General features: G+C 41.5%; 13 protein-coding genes. 8 read left to right on the plus strand and 5 right to left on the minus strand.

Going from position 1 to position 15,237, the window contains the following annotated elements:
* Positions 1-867: potassium transporter TrkG (locus tag PE36_RS22270; protein WP_043994984.1), on the minus strand; the 867-nt coding region annotated here is incomplete at its 3' end.
* A gap of 21 nt (positions 868-888) precedes the next feature.
* The gene (locus tag PE36_RS22275; RefSeq protein WP_006034377.1) at positions 889-1,386 is read right to left on the minus strand and encodes a YigZ family protein; all 498 of its coding nucleotides are present in this window, start codon (positions 1,384-1,386) and stop codon (positions 889-891) included.
* 622 nt (positions 1,387-2,008) lie between these two features.
* On the opposite strand from PE36_RS22275, the gene fadB reads away from it, so the two are divergent.
* From fadB to yccS, 6 genes are all read left to right on the plus strand, one after another.
* Positions 2,009-4,153 carry a fatty acid oxidation complex subunit alpha FadB gene (gene fadB, locus PE36_RS22280; RefSeq protein ID WP_006034378.1) on the plus strand — a complete coding sequence of 715 codons (2,145 nt, stop codon included), beginning with the start codon at positions 2,009-2,011 and terminating at the stop codon, positions 4,151-4,153.
* 21 nt (positions 4,154-4,174) lie between these two features.
* A complete protein-coding gene (gene fadA, locus PE36_RS22285; RefSeq protein WP_006034379.1) occupies positions 4,175-5,344 on the plus strand; it encodes an acetyl-CoA C-acyltransferase FadA in 1,170 nt (389 codons plus the stop codon).
* 152 nt (positions 5,345-5,496) lie between these two features.
* Positions 5,497-6,210: a response regulator gene (locus PE36_RS22290; RefSeq protein WP_006034380.1), complete on the plus strand. Its 714-nt coding sequence runs from the start codon at positions 5,497-5,499 to the stop codon at positions 6,208-6,210.
* Positions 6,200-7,669, plus strand: a complete 1,470-nt coding sequence (locus PE36_RS22295; RefSeq protein ID WP_006034381.1) for an ATP-binding protein — start codon at positions 6,200-6,202, stop codon at positions 7,667-7,669. The genes PE36_RS22290 and PE36_RS22295 overlap by 11 nt, the downstream gene beginning before the upstream one ends.
* The gene (locus PE36_RS22300; RefSeq protein ID WP_006034382.1) at positions 7,666-8,934 is read left to right on the plus strand and encodes an ABC transporter substrate-binding protein; all 1,269 of its coding nucleotides are present in this window, start codon (positions 7,666-7,668) and stop codon (positions 8,932-8,934) included. The genes PE36_RS22295 and PE36_RS22300 overlap by 4 nt, the downstream gene beginning before the upstream one ends.
* Before the next feature lie 25 nt (positions 8,935-8,959).
* The gene (gene yccS, locus PE36_RS22305) at positions 8,960-11,125 is read left to right on the plus strand and encodes a YccS family putative transporter (RefSeq protein ID WP_006034383.1); all 2,166 of its coding nucleotides are present in this window, start codon (positions 8,960-8,962) and stop codon (positions 11,123-11,125) included.
* A gap of 18 nt (positions 11,126-11,143) precedes the next feature.
* On the opposite strand, the gene PE36_RS22310 is transcribed toward yccS, so the two are convergent.
* On the minus strand, positions 11,144-12,997 hold the full coding sequence (locus PE36_RS22310) for a beta-ketoacyl synthase (protein WP_006034384.1): 1,854 nt from the start codon (positions 12,995-12,997) through the stop codon (positions 11,144-11,146).
* A 189-nt stretch (positions 12,998-13,186) separates the two neighbouring features.
* Between PE36_RS22310 and PE36_RS22315 the strand changes: the two genes are divergently transcribed.
* Together PE36_RS22315 and PE36_RS22320 are read left to right on the plus strand one after the other, a co-directional pair.
* Positions 13,187-14,164 (plus strand): GlxA family transcriptional regulator, encoded by a 978-nt coding sequence (locus tag PE36_RS22315; RefSeq protein ID WP_006034385.1) that lies wholly within the window; start codon positions 13,187-13,189, stop codon positions 14,162-14,164.
* 64 nt (positions 14,165-14,228) lie between these two features.
* Positions 14,229-14,423, plus strand: a complete 195-nt coding sequence (locus tag PE36_RS22320; RefSeq protein WP_006034386.1) for a (2Fe-2S)-binding protein — start codon at positions 14,229-14,231, stop codon at positions 14,421-14,423.
* Here the strand turns inward: PE36_RS22320 and bfr are convergent, their stop codons facing one another.
* Together bfr and PE36_RS22330 are read right to left on the minus strand one after the other, a co-directional pair.
* On the minus strand, positions 14,424-14,888 hold the full coding sequence (gene bfr / locus PE36_RS22325) for a bacterioferritin (RefSeq protein WP_043994985.1): 465 nt from the start codon (positions 14,886-14,888) through the stop codon (positions 14,424-14,426). It lies immediately after the preceding gene.
* A gap of 57 nt (positions 14,889-14,945) precedes the next feature.
* A partial coding sequence (locus PE36_RS22330) for a ferritin-like domain-containing protein (RefSeq protein ID WP_006034388.1) occupies positions 14,946-15,237 on the minus strand: 292 nt, incomplete at its 5' end.

Below are 15,237 nucleotides of genomic sequence, written 5' to 3' on the forward strand. Positions count from 1 at the left end.
AATAGCAACAAGTGTCAATTGTACGAATAAAAACGCACGTAATTCAATGTCATGAAAATAAGAACCAGGTTTAAAACCTTTAATCGAAAAAGCCGCAAAATGTAGCGAAAAATTCATGCCGGCAATAATTAAGAACACCACAGTGATCAAATTAATCACTGGACTATCAAAATGCCCCATACTGCTGTCATGGGTAGAGAAACCACCGATGGCAATAGTTGAGAAGCTATGAGCAATAGCATCAAACATCGTCATCCCAGCCAGCCAAAATGCCATTGCGCAAACAACTGTAAGGCATAAATATATGTACCAAAGCGCTTTAGCAGTCTCAGCAATACGGGGAGTCATCTTAGAATCTTTGACTGGGCCAGGGGTTTCAGCACGATAAAGCTGCATGCCACCAATACCTAAAACAGGTAACACAGCAACAGCAAGTACAATGATACCCATACCACCGAGCCATTGTAGAAACTGACGATAAAACAACAAGGCTTTAGGCAATTCATCAAGTCCAACAATAACGGTTGCACCTGTAGTCGTTAGACCAGAGAAAGATTCAAAGAATGCACCAGCGACACTGAGATCTGGTTGTTCGGAAAGAATAAAGGGTAACGCACCAACACTTCCCAGTACCGTCCAAAACAAAACCACAATCAAGAAACCATCTTTGGCTTTTAATTCTTTTTTATAATTGCGGTTTTTGTACCATACGATACTGCCTAACGTGACACAAAAAGCAAAGGAGTTAATGAAGACAAGACCACCACCATCCTTGTATATTGCCGCGATCAGTGCGGGGAATATCATCGTTACACTAAAGATGGTAACTAATATCCCAACAATTCTTAAAATTGCCCTGAATTGCATTATTATTTTTATCCCTAAATATTAATCGACCACTTTGACATTAACTTGGCCATTGGTTTTGTTTCTTACAGCCGTAATAAAAGCTTGAATATGTCTTGCATCAACATCAAGCTGCATGACGACTTGCGCACCATATTCGGCATGCTTTAATTTACCATTATATACTGAAAACAAACTCTCTATTGCAGCTATTTGAGCATAATCACAAGTTAAGTGAAGTTCTTTATATATAAGGCATTCAATCGGTTCAATTAACTTTAATACCTGCTGTACACCACCTGCATATGCACGAACTAATCCACCTGTACCCAATTTGATACCGCCATAATAACGCACGACAACAGCAGTCATCTCACCAACATCACTACCAAGTAAACAATTTAGTATCGGTTTACCTGCAGTGCCAGAAGGTTCACCGTCATCACTAAAGCCATATTGCTGCCCATCACTCGGTCTACCGGCAACAAATGCCCAGCAGTGATGTCGTGCGCTCGGGTGTTGTGCTTTAATATCTCGCACAAATTGCTCAGCAGCTTGACGTCCTTTGGTCGGCGTAAGATAAGTAATAAAACGGCTTTTTTATTCTCATTTCTTCAGTATATTCATAAGACTGTTCTAAAACAAAATAGGGGTTATTAGCTGTCATTTCTATCCTGTGTATATTCTACTTTAAAGATGCTCATCACCATTCTACTGTTATATGCTTGTTGATAATAGCAGGTTCAGGATCACAATTTTTAAAAGTTAAGTGACGGTCAATTTATTTTCATTAAATATTCAGCAACAAACATCCAACAATTAAAAACAGTTGTAAGCCGAACATTTTACAGCAAATAAAACCAATACATCATCAAATTAAAGTATTAAACACTAAATTAAACCTCAAAATAAGTACCAGACACCAGTTTAAAAGCTAAATAAGTTATTTCACTACCATTAACCCTCACCCGCCCCTGAGTTATTAATACTACTTACGGATTAGTTCATTACGTCCCTAGCCAGCAAAAGTTAAACAGTCGTTTAAAATAAGTGTTGAAATATTGTTAGATTATCGACAGAATGAGAGCAACCAGTACCCTACATAGCTGGTAAATAGCAAACGGAGCTGATGATCACCATCGCTTTAGCAAGGAGAAATGTAATGATTTACCAAGCCGAACAACTCTCGGTCACTCTATTAGAAGATGGCATCGCAGAATTAAAATATGACGCGAAAGGCCCTGTTAATAAATTTGATCAAGCAACATTACAAGCATTAACTGAAGCTGTAAAAGTATTACAGACTAATTCAGACATTAAAGGATTAATTCAAACATCAGGCAAAGGTGCATTCATCGTTGGCGCTGATATTACTGAATTCCTTGAGCTGTTTAAACTACCTGACGCTGAATTATTAGGTTGGTTGGAACAAGCAAATGCAGTATTCAATGCCATTGAAGACCTGCCTTATCCAACAATTTCAGCCGTTAACGGTCATGCACTTGGTGGTGGTTGTGAAGCAATTCTTGCTACGGATTTCCGTGTAGCAGACACCACTGCACGTATCGGTTTACCTGAAACTAAATTAGGTATCATGCCTGGTTTCGGTGGCACAGTACGTTTACCTCGTCTGATCGGTGCAGATAATGCAGTTGAATGGATCACAACAGGTAAAGATTATAAAGCACTTGCAGCCCTTAAATTTGGCACTGTAGATGCGGTTGTAGCACCTGAGAAATTACGTGATGCAGCACTATCAATGGTTAAAGATGCGATTGCAGGAAAACTTGACTGGCAATCACGTCGTGCGCAAAAACAAGCACCATTAGGGTTAAATAAAATTGAAGCAACAATGAGCTTCTCTACTGCACTAGGCATGGTATACGCGAAAGCAGGTAAACATTACCCAGCACCTACTGCAGCAGTGAAGGCGATTGAAGCAGCAGCAAGAATGGACCGTACCGGTGCACTTGGTGTAGAAGCAGCAACATTCATTAAACTTGCTAAAACAGATGCAGCACAAGCATTAGTTGGCTTATTCTTAAGTGACCAAGCATTAAAAGCGGGCGCGAAGAAAGCAGCAAAAGCCGGTAAAGTAACAAATAAAGCCGCTGTACTTGGCGCTGGTATCATGGGTGGCGGTATCGCTTACCAATCAGCGGTTAAAGGCACGCCTGTTATCATGAAAGATATCAATGATGCAGCGCTTGACCTAGGAATGGCGACAGCGTCTGGTTTATTAACAACGCAACTTAAGCGTGGTCGTATTGACGGGACTAAACTGGCGAAAGTTATTTCTTCAATCACCCCGACACTAAGCTATAACTCAATTGATGAAGCTGACATTATCGTTGAAGCCGTTGTTGAAAATCCGAAAATTAAAGCCGCTGTATTAGCTGAATTGGAAGATAACGTCAGTGCCGACACTGTCATCACTTCAAATACGTCGACTATTCCAATTAACGTACTCGCGAAGAACTTAAAACGCCCTGAACAATTCTGTGGTATGCACTTCTTCAACCCAGTACACAAAATGCCGCTGGTAGAAATCATCCGAGGTGAGAAATCATCTGATGAAACAATTGCGACAACCGTTGCTTACGCAGCGAAAATGGGTAAAACGCCTATCGTTGTAAACGACTGCCCTGGTTTCTTCGTTAACCGCGTATTATTCCCATACTTCTTCGGTTTCTCAAAACTCATCGCTGATGGCGCTGATTTTGTTGCTGTAGATAAAGTAATGGAAAAACAATTCGGTTGGCCAATGGGTCCTGCATACCTACTCGACGTTGTTGGTATTGATACAGGTCACCATGCAGCAGCAGTTATGGCTGACGGTTTCCCAGAGCGTATGGCTAAAACAGGCAAAGATTCTATCGATGTGATGTTTGAAGCAACACGTTATGGTCAGAAAAATGGTGTTGGTTTCTATACTTACGCTAAAGACCGTCGTGGCCGCATGCAGAAAACACCGGATGCGAAAAGCTATGAGCTGCTTGCTGAAGTTGCCAGCGAAAAAGCAGAGTTCTCGAAAGATGACATTATTGCTCGCTGTATGATCCCAATGATTAACGAAGTTGTTCGTTGTCTTGAAGAAGGTATTGTTGCTACGCCAGGTGATGCTGACATGGCACTTATCTATGGTATTGGCTTCCCTCCATTCCGTGGTGGTGTGTTCCGTTACCTAGATACTATGGGTCTAGATAAATACATTGAATTAGCAGATTCATTTGCTGATTTAGGACCACTTTACCAAGTAACTGATGGCTTGCGTCAACGCGCAGCTGACGGCAAAACTTTTTACTAAGACACGAACGAGGATAATAAAATGAGAGATGTAGTTGTAATCGATTGCCTACGTACACCTATGGGTCGTTCTAAAGCCGGTGCATTCCGTCACGTTCGTGCTGAAGATCTATCTGCAAAATTAATGAAGGGCTTACTTGACCGTAACCCTAAAGTTGATCCAAATGACATCGAAGATGTTTATTGGGGCTGTGTTCAGCAAACGCTAGAGCAAGGTTTTAATATCGCCCGTAATGCTTCATTACTTGCTGGTATCCCAATCACAGCAGGCGCGACAACTGTTAACCGTCTATGTGGTTCATCAATGCAAGCTATCCATGATGCAACACGTGCAATCGCAATGGGCGACGGTGACGTAATGATCATTGGTGGTGTTGAGCACATGGGTCATGTACCAATGAACCACGGTGTTGATTTCCACGTGGGTCTGGCTAAGTCTACTGCGAAAGCAGCGGGCATGATGGGCCTTACTGCTGAAATGTTAGGTAAAATGCATGGCATTACTCGTGAACAACAAGATGCATTTGCTGTTCGTTCACACAAATTAGCACAAGCAGCGACTGTTTCTGGTCGTTTTAAACGTGAAATTCTGCCTATCGAAGGTCACGATGCTGACGGCGTGTTAAAATTGTATGATTTCGATGAAGTAATTCGTCCAGAAACAACAATGGAAAGCCTCGCTGGTTTACGTCCAGTATTTGATCCAGTAAACGGTACCGTTACAGCGGGTACGTCATCTGCATTATCAGATGGTGCTTCAGCGATGTTACTTATGTCTGCTGACAAAGCCAAAGAACTGGGTCTTAAGCCACGAGCAAGAATTGTGTCAATGGCTGTCGCAGGTTGTGATCCATCAATCATGGGTTACGGTCCAGTACCAGCAACGAAGAAAGCTCTTAAGCGTGCCGGTCTAACCATTGACGATATCGATGTATTCGAATTAAACGAAGCATTCGCAGCCCAATCTTTACCTTGTGTTAAAGATCTTGGCTTAGAAGATGTTGTTGATACGAAGGTTAATCTTAACGGTGGTGCAATCTCATTAGGTCACCCACTAGGTTGTTCAGGTTCACGTATCTCTACTACGTTAGTGAACGAACTTGAAGTTCAAGGCGGAAGATATGGTCTAGCGACTATGTGTATCGGTCTTGGTCAAGGTATCGCGACTATCTTTGAGCGTATCGAAGACTAAAAACAACTGTACAAAAAATACGGTTAGTTAATCTATATCAAGCCAACTATGACGATAGTTGGCTTTTTTATGTTCTTCTTAAAATGTTCTTCTTGAAATTTCCCCCTCCAAGCTGTTCAATACACATTCGCAATGTAAATAATGGACTGGGCATGAGCACAAAAAAACAAATATTAGTCGTTGATGATGATGTTGAGATCAAAGAATTACTCAGTGAATATCTCGATCAAGCTGGATTTTCAGTGCTGACCGCCGGTGAAGGCAAAGAAATGCAACGCGTCTTGGCCACCAATACGCCCGATCTGATTGTCTTAGATGTAATGATGCCTGGTGATGATGGTTTTACTTTATGTCAAAAAATTCGCCGAACGTCACAAGTACCTATCATCATGTTAACGGCAAATTCTGATGAAGCAGATCGCATTGTCGGCTTAGAAATTGGTGCTGATGATTACATGGCTAAACCGTTTAGCCCGCGAGAGTTACTGGCGCGCATCAAAGCCTTATTACGCCGTTCAAGTTATACCAAACCAACCCAAGGTCGTTATTTTATTTTTGCTCATTGGAAGCTTGATACACTAACCCGCCAATTAATTAATCAACATGATAACGCGACAACAGAACTGTCAGGCAGTGAATTCAATATGCTGAAACTGTTTGTGACTAACCCGAACCAAGTACTGAGTCGTGATGCCCTTTCGGATGCGACCCGCGGTCGAGAAGCGCTGCCCCTTGAGCGAGGCATCGATATTCAACTGAGTCGTTTACGTCAAAAACTGGGCGATAACAGTAAAAGTCCAACCTTAATTAAAACCATTCGCGGACGCGGTTATGTGTTGATCACCGAAGTATCTTATGACGATTAAAGAGCATATTTACCGCCTGCTACCCAGCTCTTTAGTCTCGAGAATGTTATTACTGACGCTGTTATCCATCGCCACAGCGCAGTTAATTTCAACCAGTATTTGGTATAACTTCAGTAAAGACCAAGAACTTGAAGGCTTAAAAAATACCGCGGAGAGTATGGCGCACAACATCGCCTCTACCGCCACCTTCTTTAACTCATTACCCTTGCAATATCGCCACATTGTATTAGAACAATTACGCGATTTTGGTGGCAGCCGCTATTTTGTATCATTAAATGAGGTCGAAATTAATATCGTTCCCGTTGCCAACAGCGAAATGAAACGCGTCGTACTCGATGAGTTTCAACGTGTGCTCGGTGATAAACTGGGTAATAATATCGTGATTAAAACGGATTTTTCTCACCCAAAAAATCTGCATGTACTCAATAACGATACCTTACTGTCTGAACTGCCAAAGTCATGGGCACATTACTCACTCACCTTAGAGCCACTTAATCCCCCCGTATTAGTAATACAAATGATGTTAGCACCAGATGAATGGTTGTATATCGCCGCGTTACTCCCCGCCCCTTATGTCTCTCTTGACGATAGTATCGTGAATAATGAGCAGGTGTTTTTTATCTTTTTGATCACGGCTAATTTAATGTGGATGATCTACGTATTGGTGCGTTGGCAAACTAAACCACTTAAAAAACTTGCCGCTGCAGCAGCGACATTAAGCCAAGATTTGGACCAACCTCTGCTTGAAGAAAAAGGTGCATCGGAATTAGTGATTGCGACTAAAGCATTTAACCGTATGCATTTGCGCATAAAACGTTATATTGACGATCGTGAACGTTTATTTCGTTCTATCTCTCACGATTTAAAAACCCCAATCACGCGATTACGCTTACGGGCCGAATTACTCAATGACGATGTAAAAACCGCGAAATTCAATAAGGATCTCGACCAATTAGAGATGATGGTTAAAGGCGCGCTACAGTGTGTCAAAGATACCGACATCCATGAAAACAATAGCCTGATTGATATCCAAGAATTACTGTATGAAATCACCGAGCACCATAACCACAATGAAGAAAAAGTCACCTTTGAATTCCCCGAAGTGGCCATTCACTATCATGGAAAACCCCTTGCGATAAAACGCTGTTTAACTAACCTTGTTGAAAACGCGATAAAATATGGCGACTTCTTACACCTGATCGTCGAACAACAGCAAGAGCATATCGTCATCTGCCTCATTGATTCAGGTCCAGGTATTCCAGAAGATATGCTAGAAGAGATATTCACGCCCTATACACGGATCGCCACCGACACGGACGGTTCAGGTTTAGGGTTAAGCATTGCACGCAATATCGCCAGCGCCCATGGCGGCACATTAACCTTACACAATAGAGAAAATTCAGGATTAAAAGTGATCTTACGACTCCCACACAACCCCTCATCACGAGTAACGTCATGAATACCACCATTAGTAATAGCATCTCACCATTCTTTATATTATTGAGTAGCTTATTCACGTTTTCTGCCACCGCAAGCCAAGTAGAAGTACTCCATTGGTGGACATCCGGTGGTGAACTTGATGCGCTCAGCGAACTACAAAATAAAGTCGAAGAAACCGACAATACCTGGCTCGATTTTGCCATTAAAGGTGGTGGTGGTAACAGCGCGTTAACGGTATTACGTTCGCGAGCGGTCTCGGGGAACCCACCGACAGCCGCTTTAATTAAGGGGCACAATATTCAAGAATGGGCTAAATTAGGATTTCTGACCTCGCTTGACGATATTGCCAAACAAGAACAATGGGATGCCAAGCTCCCAGAATTTATTAAGCCGGTGATGAAATACCAAGGACATTACGTGGCAGTGCCGATTAATATTCATCGTATTAATTGGTTATGGTTCAATGCAACAATTTTTAACAACGCGAATATTGCCATTCCTCGCGATCTAACGGAGCTGATCACCGCATTACCACAGCTTGAAGTCGCCGGTTACTTACCGATAGCCCATACCTCTGAACCTTGGGCGGATGCAATATTATTTGAGTCGATCAGTTTATCAATTTTAGGGGCGGAGCAATATAAACAGGCTTTTGTCGAACTTAATCCACAAGTATTGGCATCACCAGCAATGATCCGAGCCTTTGCTAAATTACGCACTATATCGTTATTCATCGACGACAATGCCAAAAATCGAACTTGGGAACAATCCACTAAACTCTTGATTGAAGATAAAGCGGCAATACAAATTATGGGTGATTGGGTTGCAGGTAAATTACTCCAAGAAAAGCAGCAATTAAATACCAAGATCCGCTGCATCCCCTTCCCTGGCACTGCAGGTACATTTAGCTATAATGTTGATAGTTTTGCTTTTTTTAAATTAAAAAGTGTATCATCAGAAGTAAGGCAAGCGCAAAACACCCTAGCGAGTATCATATTAACACCGGCATTACAGCGTGATTTCAATGCCAAAAAAGGGTCACTGCCGATTATTGAGACCACTGATAAGGGTAATTTTAATGCCTGTACGCAGCAAGCGTATCAAGATTATCAACAAGCAACCCGAGACAATACATTAGTGCCAACGTTTTCTCAGGCAATGGCCACGACAACCTATGTACAATCAGCAATAACACGGGTTATCAGTAATTTTATTTATGATAAAAGCATTACCAATCAAGCGGCAGTAGTACAACTCGTCAATGCCATTAAAGCAGCACAGTAACATTTTTATAAGGGACTCATCACGCATGCTACAGCCATGGCGAAAGCTGACTTATTTAACCGCCAACAGTAATTTTTTTATTGCGCTAAAAGCATTCTTAGCCTCCATCACCTTATTGATCCCGGGGTATGTGCTGGAACTTTCTGAATTATCAGTTACCGCCGTTCTCGGTATTGTGGCAGCGGTAATTTCAGAAGGTGATGACAGCATCAAACAGCGCATGATTAATAGCTTATTAACGCTTGTTTGTTTTACCTTATCATCCTTATTAGTCAGCCAGCTGTTCCCTTACCCGCTGTTATTTTTAATTGGCAGCTGCTTATTTAGTTTTTCGATCATCATTCTCGGTTCCTTAGGTAAACGCTATGTCACCATTAGTTTTGCCACCTTGATGATTGCGGTTTACACCATGTTAGGCTTGAGCCATGATGCAGAATCAGCAGCGATACTCACGACTGAAGTCGAATTTAATCCTTACTCTCTACTCCTCATTGCCGGTGCGGCTTGGTATTTTATTATCTCGACAGTGCTGCTTAAGGTCACTTTATATAACCCGATCAGAGAACAATTGGCCGAAATTTATTTTTCATTAGGTTTATACCAACAAGAAAAAGCCAAATTTTTCTCACAAACAAAACATGATCATAAAACCATTCGCCATACCTTATCGACGTTAAATATTAATATCGTCAATGCCATGACCGAATGTCGTACCAACATTGATTATCATATGGAGAGTAAAAACCTATCCCATGAACTTCAGCACTTGATCCACCTCTATCAAGAAGCCCAAGAATTGCATGAAAAAATGACATCTAGCCATTTTCATTATGATTCACTCAAACGTAATTTAAATAATGATTTGATTATTAATGGTTTTGAACAGGTATTAAAGCAACTAGCCAGCGCTTGTACGCAACGCGGTAACGCAACACTATACAAGCAAACTTATGCACACGATCACGGCTTGACTTGGTCATTGGCTATTTTAAAACAAGAATTACTGACATTAGAAAAATCAGTGCAATGGCAGCTGTTTGGTCCTCTGAAATTATTGTTTCGTAATTTACGCAAGGCTGATGAGCTATTAATTAACAGCGAGCCCACAAATGAGCATGAATTCTTAGTCATGGCACCACGTGAACGCCTATCGATAAAACAACGATTAGGTAACGCGTTGCACTTATCCAGCCCGGTATTTCGCCATGCGATCCGCTTAACCATCGGCATCGCATTGGGGATAGGGATTATTTTTGCCTCTGAACTACATGGTTATTGGGTGGTGTTAACCACACTATTTGTACTACAGCCCAGTTACAGTGCGACGCGAGTTAAATTAAAACAGCGTATTTCCGGTACGCTAATGGGCATTATCATAGGTGCTACCTTGTTATACCTGTTTCCAACAGAGCGTAGCCAGTTATTTTTATTAGCGATATCGGCATTCCTGTTCTTTTATTATTTACGTCAAAATTACAGCAGAGCCGTTACCTATATAACCTTGCTGGTTTTATTAGCATTCAACGTGCTTTATCAACAAGGTTATGCAGTCACGATCCCACGCATCATCGATACCTTAACCGGTTGTAGTATTGCCTACTTACTGGCTAAGTTAGTCCTACCGAACTGGCAATATAAGCAATTCCCTAAATATTTGGTCGAAGCGATTACCGCTAACCAGGCTTACTTTCATGAGATCATCAATCAATATATCTCGGGGAAAAACAATGAATTACCGTATCGAGTGTCACGCCGTAAAGCCTATGTAGCGGATAGCCACTTGACCGCTTCTTGGAAAGATATGCAGGTTGAACCCAGCGATAAACGTCATAAGCTCAATCATGTTTACGATATTTCTCGTCGTAATCATGCCATGTTATCGGCATTGTCGGCATTAGGCGTACACAGAAATAAAATGATTGATACGAGATTACAGCAAGATTTACGCTTAGTGGAGCAAATGATTACCCGTGCGTTAGCACAAACCAAAAGCACTATTTTGTCACCAGTCAATGACAATGATTTTTATATTAGTGAACTCGAGGAGTTACTCCAACGTTATGAAAATGATGATCATAAACATACGCTTTTATTAATGCAGAAGCTTAAACAGATAGCAGAAATTACTGAAGAGTTACAGGTTATGGCAGATGAAATGAATCTTGTTAACGAGACTCTTGCACGCACTTAGCGTGCAAAAGTCATAAGCTTATTGGCTATAATCGTGATACGGATTATCTTGCACTAACTTGATGGCGTTTACAAAGCCTTGTAAACGCACTTCTTCAGTCGTGATATTCACGCCGCTTTCGTCAATCACCGCATTGCCAAATTCATAACGAATATTTTCATCGCCAAAACAAGCTTTGTTATCATTAGCTTGAGCCCTTTTTTGAACCTGATTGTTTTTTTCCTGGTAAGCACTTACTACTGAAGCACCGTATTTAGCTGCAAGCATGGTTAATGTTTGCTGAGGGGATAACACCAAACCACTGGCATTATTACCGCCAAAACCTTTCGCATTTAAGATCACCGCTTTCATCTCGTGACCTTTATCGCCAACAAATTGGTGGTCGGTTAAGATGTGTAGATTTTGTTGATGTACGTCATCGGCAATATGGTCAATGGTTTTAATCCCAGGGATCCAGCCGTGTTGCCACACACCCAACGACGCTACAAGCTGATCACCCGCCGCGGCGCCCATGGAATGGCCAACATAAGATTTTATCGCTGTCACCGGCCAGTTTTTAATATTAAAACTGGTCGCCACTTGACTTAAAATATGGCTTTCAGTCACCCTATTTTGTGGTGTTCCAGTACCGTGAGCTTGAACAAAAGTATGCTGTAAACCAGCCTCGCCTAAAATGGCTTTAGCGAGTGCAGTTGCTTTTGCTACTGTCACATAATTGCCTATACCCGGTGCTGATATTGATTTCTTATTGGCATCGGCATTAATAAACACATCGGCAACAGAACCATAAATAGATACGCCTAACTCTAAAGCCAGTTCATCATCCATCAATACTACAAACTGTGCTGACTCAGCCATGGTAAAACCGGCATTCGCTGAAAATGGACGACAGGCACGGCGGTTATCAACGGTATCACTGTTATCTAATGCTTTTAACTGATCATCTTCTGCTAACGCGCCCATCACACGGAAGCCTTCCATCACGCCGGTTTCAACCGGTGCTTCGGCGTTGCCAACGATAGCGACTCTTGCTTTACCAGACTGAATGTCTAACATGCCTTGACGCAAGTTATATAAGAAACTCGCACAAGCCCCCATGTTAGTGCCAGTAGTGCCAGCACTGTTGATCACATAACTATTAATGAAATCTGCAGGCATTTCTGCTAACGCCATCGCCATCATTTTGGTACTAACACGACCGCCTTTAAAATAAGCTGATAGCATACCGGCAAATGAATTTTCATCGACTTGGCCGAGAGCACTTCCCGCGTACACAGAAACTTCATCAGGATTAATTAATGTGAGAATATCATCCCAATCAATGCCCAGTGAGTTAAGCGCATCGGATGCACCATATACTGTTAGCTTCAAACCACGAGGGTGCGAACGTGAATTGTATAACTTATCTAAATCAAAGCCCGTTGGAATATTACCGGCACTTGATACCGGGTAAGTGATGGTGTCATTAATCAACACCTCAAAATCACCGTCGACAACAACTTCAACGGTTTTATTATCAACGTCGGTAAGTGACCAGTTAGCCGGAATAGTTTGTGGTAATTTTGATTTTTTTAATTGAAATGTAATTGACTCAGCACCAGGTGCTAATTTAGCTTTACGCTGAAAAGGTACCGCGTCTGGATCAAACGTGGTGGTACGGCGTACTAAGGTACCAGCTTTAATTTGGGTAATAATATCAGCATTAATATCGTTCGTATCTAATCCCATACGCTGTGCGAGATCTTGCCAAGTACTGGCCATGACATCTTCTTGCAGGACATCACACACTAAACGCTTATAACTGTGGAAACCAGAACTACGTCCAGCTGCATTTATCCCACCTAAACCAACAATTAACGCTAACTTTGCCATTTTATTACATCTCAATTCGAATCTCAGCTATTGCTTGATAGTCTAGCAAGTTATACTAACAATACACTTTCAACTGTGCCAATAACCCTGACTAACGTGCCAGTGCAGATTTTTAGCCTATAAAAACCAGACGCAGAACCATAAACAAATAGATATACTAAGTTTAAATACCACGCATAGGACCTTGATGTGAAAATTGGATTCGTACTTTATGATAAAGCGTTAGTTACCGGGATCTCCTTAGCCGCAGAAATGCTATCCGGCGCGTCACGCTTACGCGATCGAAAAGCCCAACATCAAGATCCGCTCGAAATAAAATTAATTTCGACCACTTTAGAGGCTAAGTCACTCACCGCAGGATTACGCTTACAACCCGACCTCACTTTTTCTTGTGAACAAGATTTTGATCTGGTCATCTTCCCTCCGATGTGGGGAAACCCTTTAGTACCAATAATTAAACATCCAGAAATCATTCCTTGGTTACACCAACAATATAACAAGGGGGCGAAAATATTATCGACAGGCACCGGGGTTTGTTGGTTAGCCGAAGCCGGTTTGCTTGATGGCTTACCAGCAACAACACACTGGTATTTTTACGATCAATTTAGTCAACAATACCCACAAGTAAAACTCAATCGTCAAGCCTCTATCACCGCGGCAAACGGCTTATATTGTGCAGGCAGTATTAACTCACAATCAGAAATGATGTTATTTTTAATTAATGAAATGTTTGGCAAGAAGATCGCCAGCGTGATTGAAAATCATTTTTCCCATGAAATATCACGCACTCAACAACAACCTTTTTATCAAGTTGGCGGCCAAGTGCAATTCGATGAGTCAATTGCCCTCGCACAAGATTGGATGCAACGTAATATGGCCAAGGTGATCACCAATCAAATGGTGGCCGATGTGTGTCAATTACCGCTACGTACTTTCAATCGCCGCTTCAAAGAACAAGTTGGACAAACCCCCAATCAGTTTCTGTTAACCCTGAGATTAGAGACTGCACAAGTATTATTACGCGATGTTGGCCTTACTATGTGTGATGTCGCCGAACAAGTGGGTTTTCGTGACACTTATTATTTCAACAAAAAATTCCAGCAACACTTTGATATGGTTCCAAAACAATATCGAGACATGGTAAAAGCCAAAGTTTTTGCCGTTTAGCGGCTTGATAATCATTCTCATTCATATTAGTATCAGCGTAAATTGAAGCTCAGAGTGGTTATTTATGTACGTATGTATTTGTCGCGGTATTACCGATAAGCAGATGATTAAAAGTATTGATGACGGTGCTAACACAATGAAAAAATTAAGCGGAGAGCTTGGTATCGGTAGTCAGTGTGGCAAGTGCTGCCAATGTGCGAAAAAGATCTTAAATCAGACCTTAATCAAACAAGCGCAACAACAGCCACTGGTTGCCTAGCTACATTTTAGATTGTAAATAGTTATCTATTCCCTCATGACCGATCAGATATTGCTGACTTTCAATCCAGTCAATTTGCTCTTCCACTTCTTCTAAGATCTCAGTGGCGATATCACGACTGACAAAGTCATTATTTTTTTCACATTCTTCAATCAAATTTTGCAATACGACGCGAATACTCAACTCTAGCTCAATATTCAGCTGCAACATTTCAACGGCCTCTTCGCCGATAGCCAAACGACCTAAGTCCTGTAAATTCGGCAGCCCTTGCAAGAACAAAATACGATTAATTAACTTATCAGCTTGCTTCATCTTTAAAATTGACTGCTTGTAATCCGCTTTATCCAATCCCTCCAAGCCCCAATTTTTATACATTCTGGCATGTAAGAAATATTGATTGATCGCAACCAGCTTACAACCTAGCGCCTTATTTAATAACATGAGGATATTTTTATTGCCTTGCATAACCGACTCCTGAGCGATGAATGTCATAATACGATAGACGTGGTAATACGATAATAATTAACTGCCCATATGTGATTGGATATAATTGGATAAACTAATTTTCTTAATCAATCCCAGCTGCTGCTCTAACCAGTAAACATGATCTTCTTCAGTATCCGCCAGTAATGGTAACAATACTTCCCTGGTTTGATAATCACCTTCCTCTTCACATACTTTAATACCGGCACGTAAAGCACCAACAACTTCCATTTCCAGCACCAGATCATTCGCCAGCATACTCGGCACATCACTGCCGATTAGTAAATCTCGGCGATCTTTTAAATTTGGCGTTCCCTCAAGAAATAAAATA

It is taken from the genome of Moritella sp. PE36 (assembly GCF_000170855.1).
Taxonomy (GTDB): domain Bacteria; phylum Pseudomonadota; class Gammaproteobacteria; order Enterobacterales; family Moritellaceae; genus Moritella.

Coding starts and splice junctions, on each gene's coding strand:
- PE36_RS22310 (WP_006034384.1), bottom strand. CDS start 12,997: ATGGCAAAGTTAGCGTTAATTGTTGGTTTAGGTGGGATAAATGCAGCT.
- PE36_RS22290 (WP_006034380.1), top strand. CDS start 5,497: ATGAGCACAAAAAAACAAATATTAGTCGTTGATGATGATGTTGAGATC.
- fadA (WP_006034379.1), top strand. CDS start 4,175: ATGAGAGATGTAGTTGTAATCGATTGCCTACGTACACCTATGGGTCGT.
- fadB (WP_006034378.1), top strand. CDS start 2,009: ATGATTTACCAAGCCGAACAACTCTCGGTCACTCTATTAGAAGATGGC.
- PE36_RS22300 (WP_006034382.1), top strand. CDS start 7,666: ATGAATACCACCATTAGTAATAGCATCTCACCATTCTTTATATTATTG.
- bfr (WP_043994985.1), bottom strand. CDS start 14,888: ATGCAAGGCAATAAAAATATCCTCATGTTATTAAATAAGGCGCTAGGT.
- PE36_RS22320 (WP_006034386.1), top strand. CDS start 14,229: ATGTACGTATGTATTTGTCGCGGTATTACCGATAAGCAGATGATTAAA.
- PE36_RS22295 (WP_006034381.1), top strand. CDS start 6,200: ATGACGATTAAAGAGCATATTTACCGCCTGCTACCCAGCTCTTTAGTC.
- yccS (WP_006034383.1), top strand. CDS start 8,960: ATGCTACAGCCATGGCGAAAGCTGACTTATTTAACCGCCAACAGTAAT.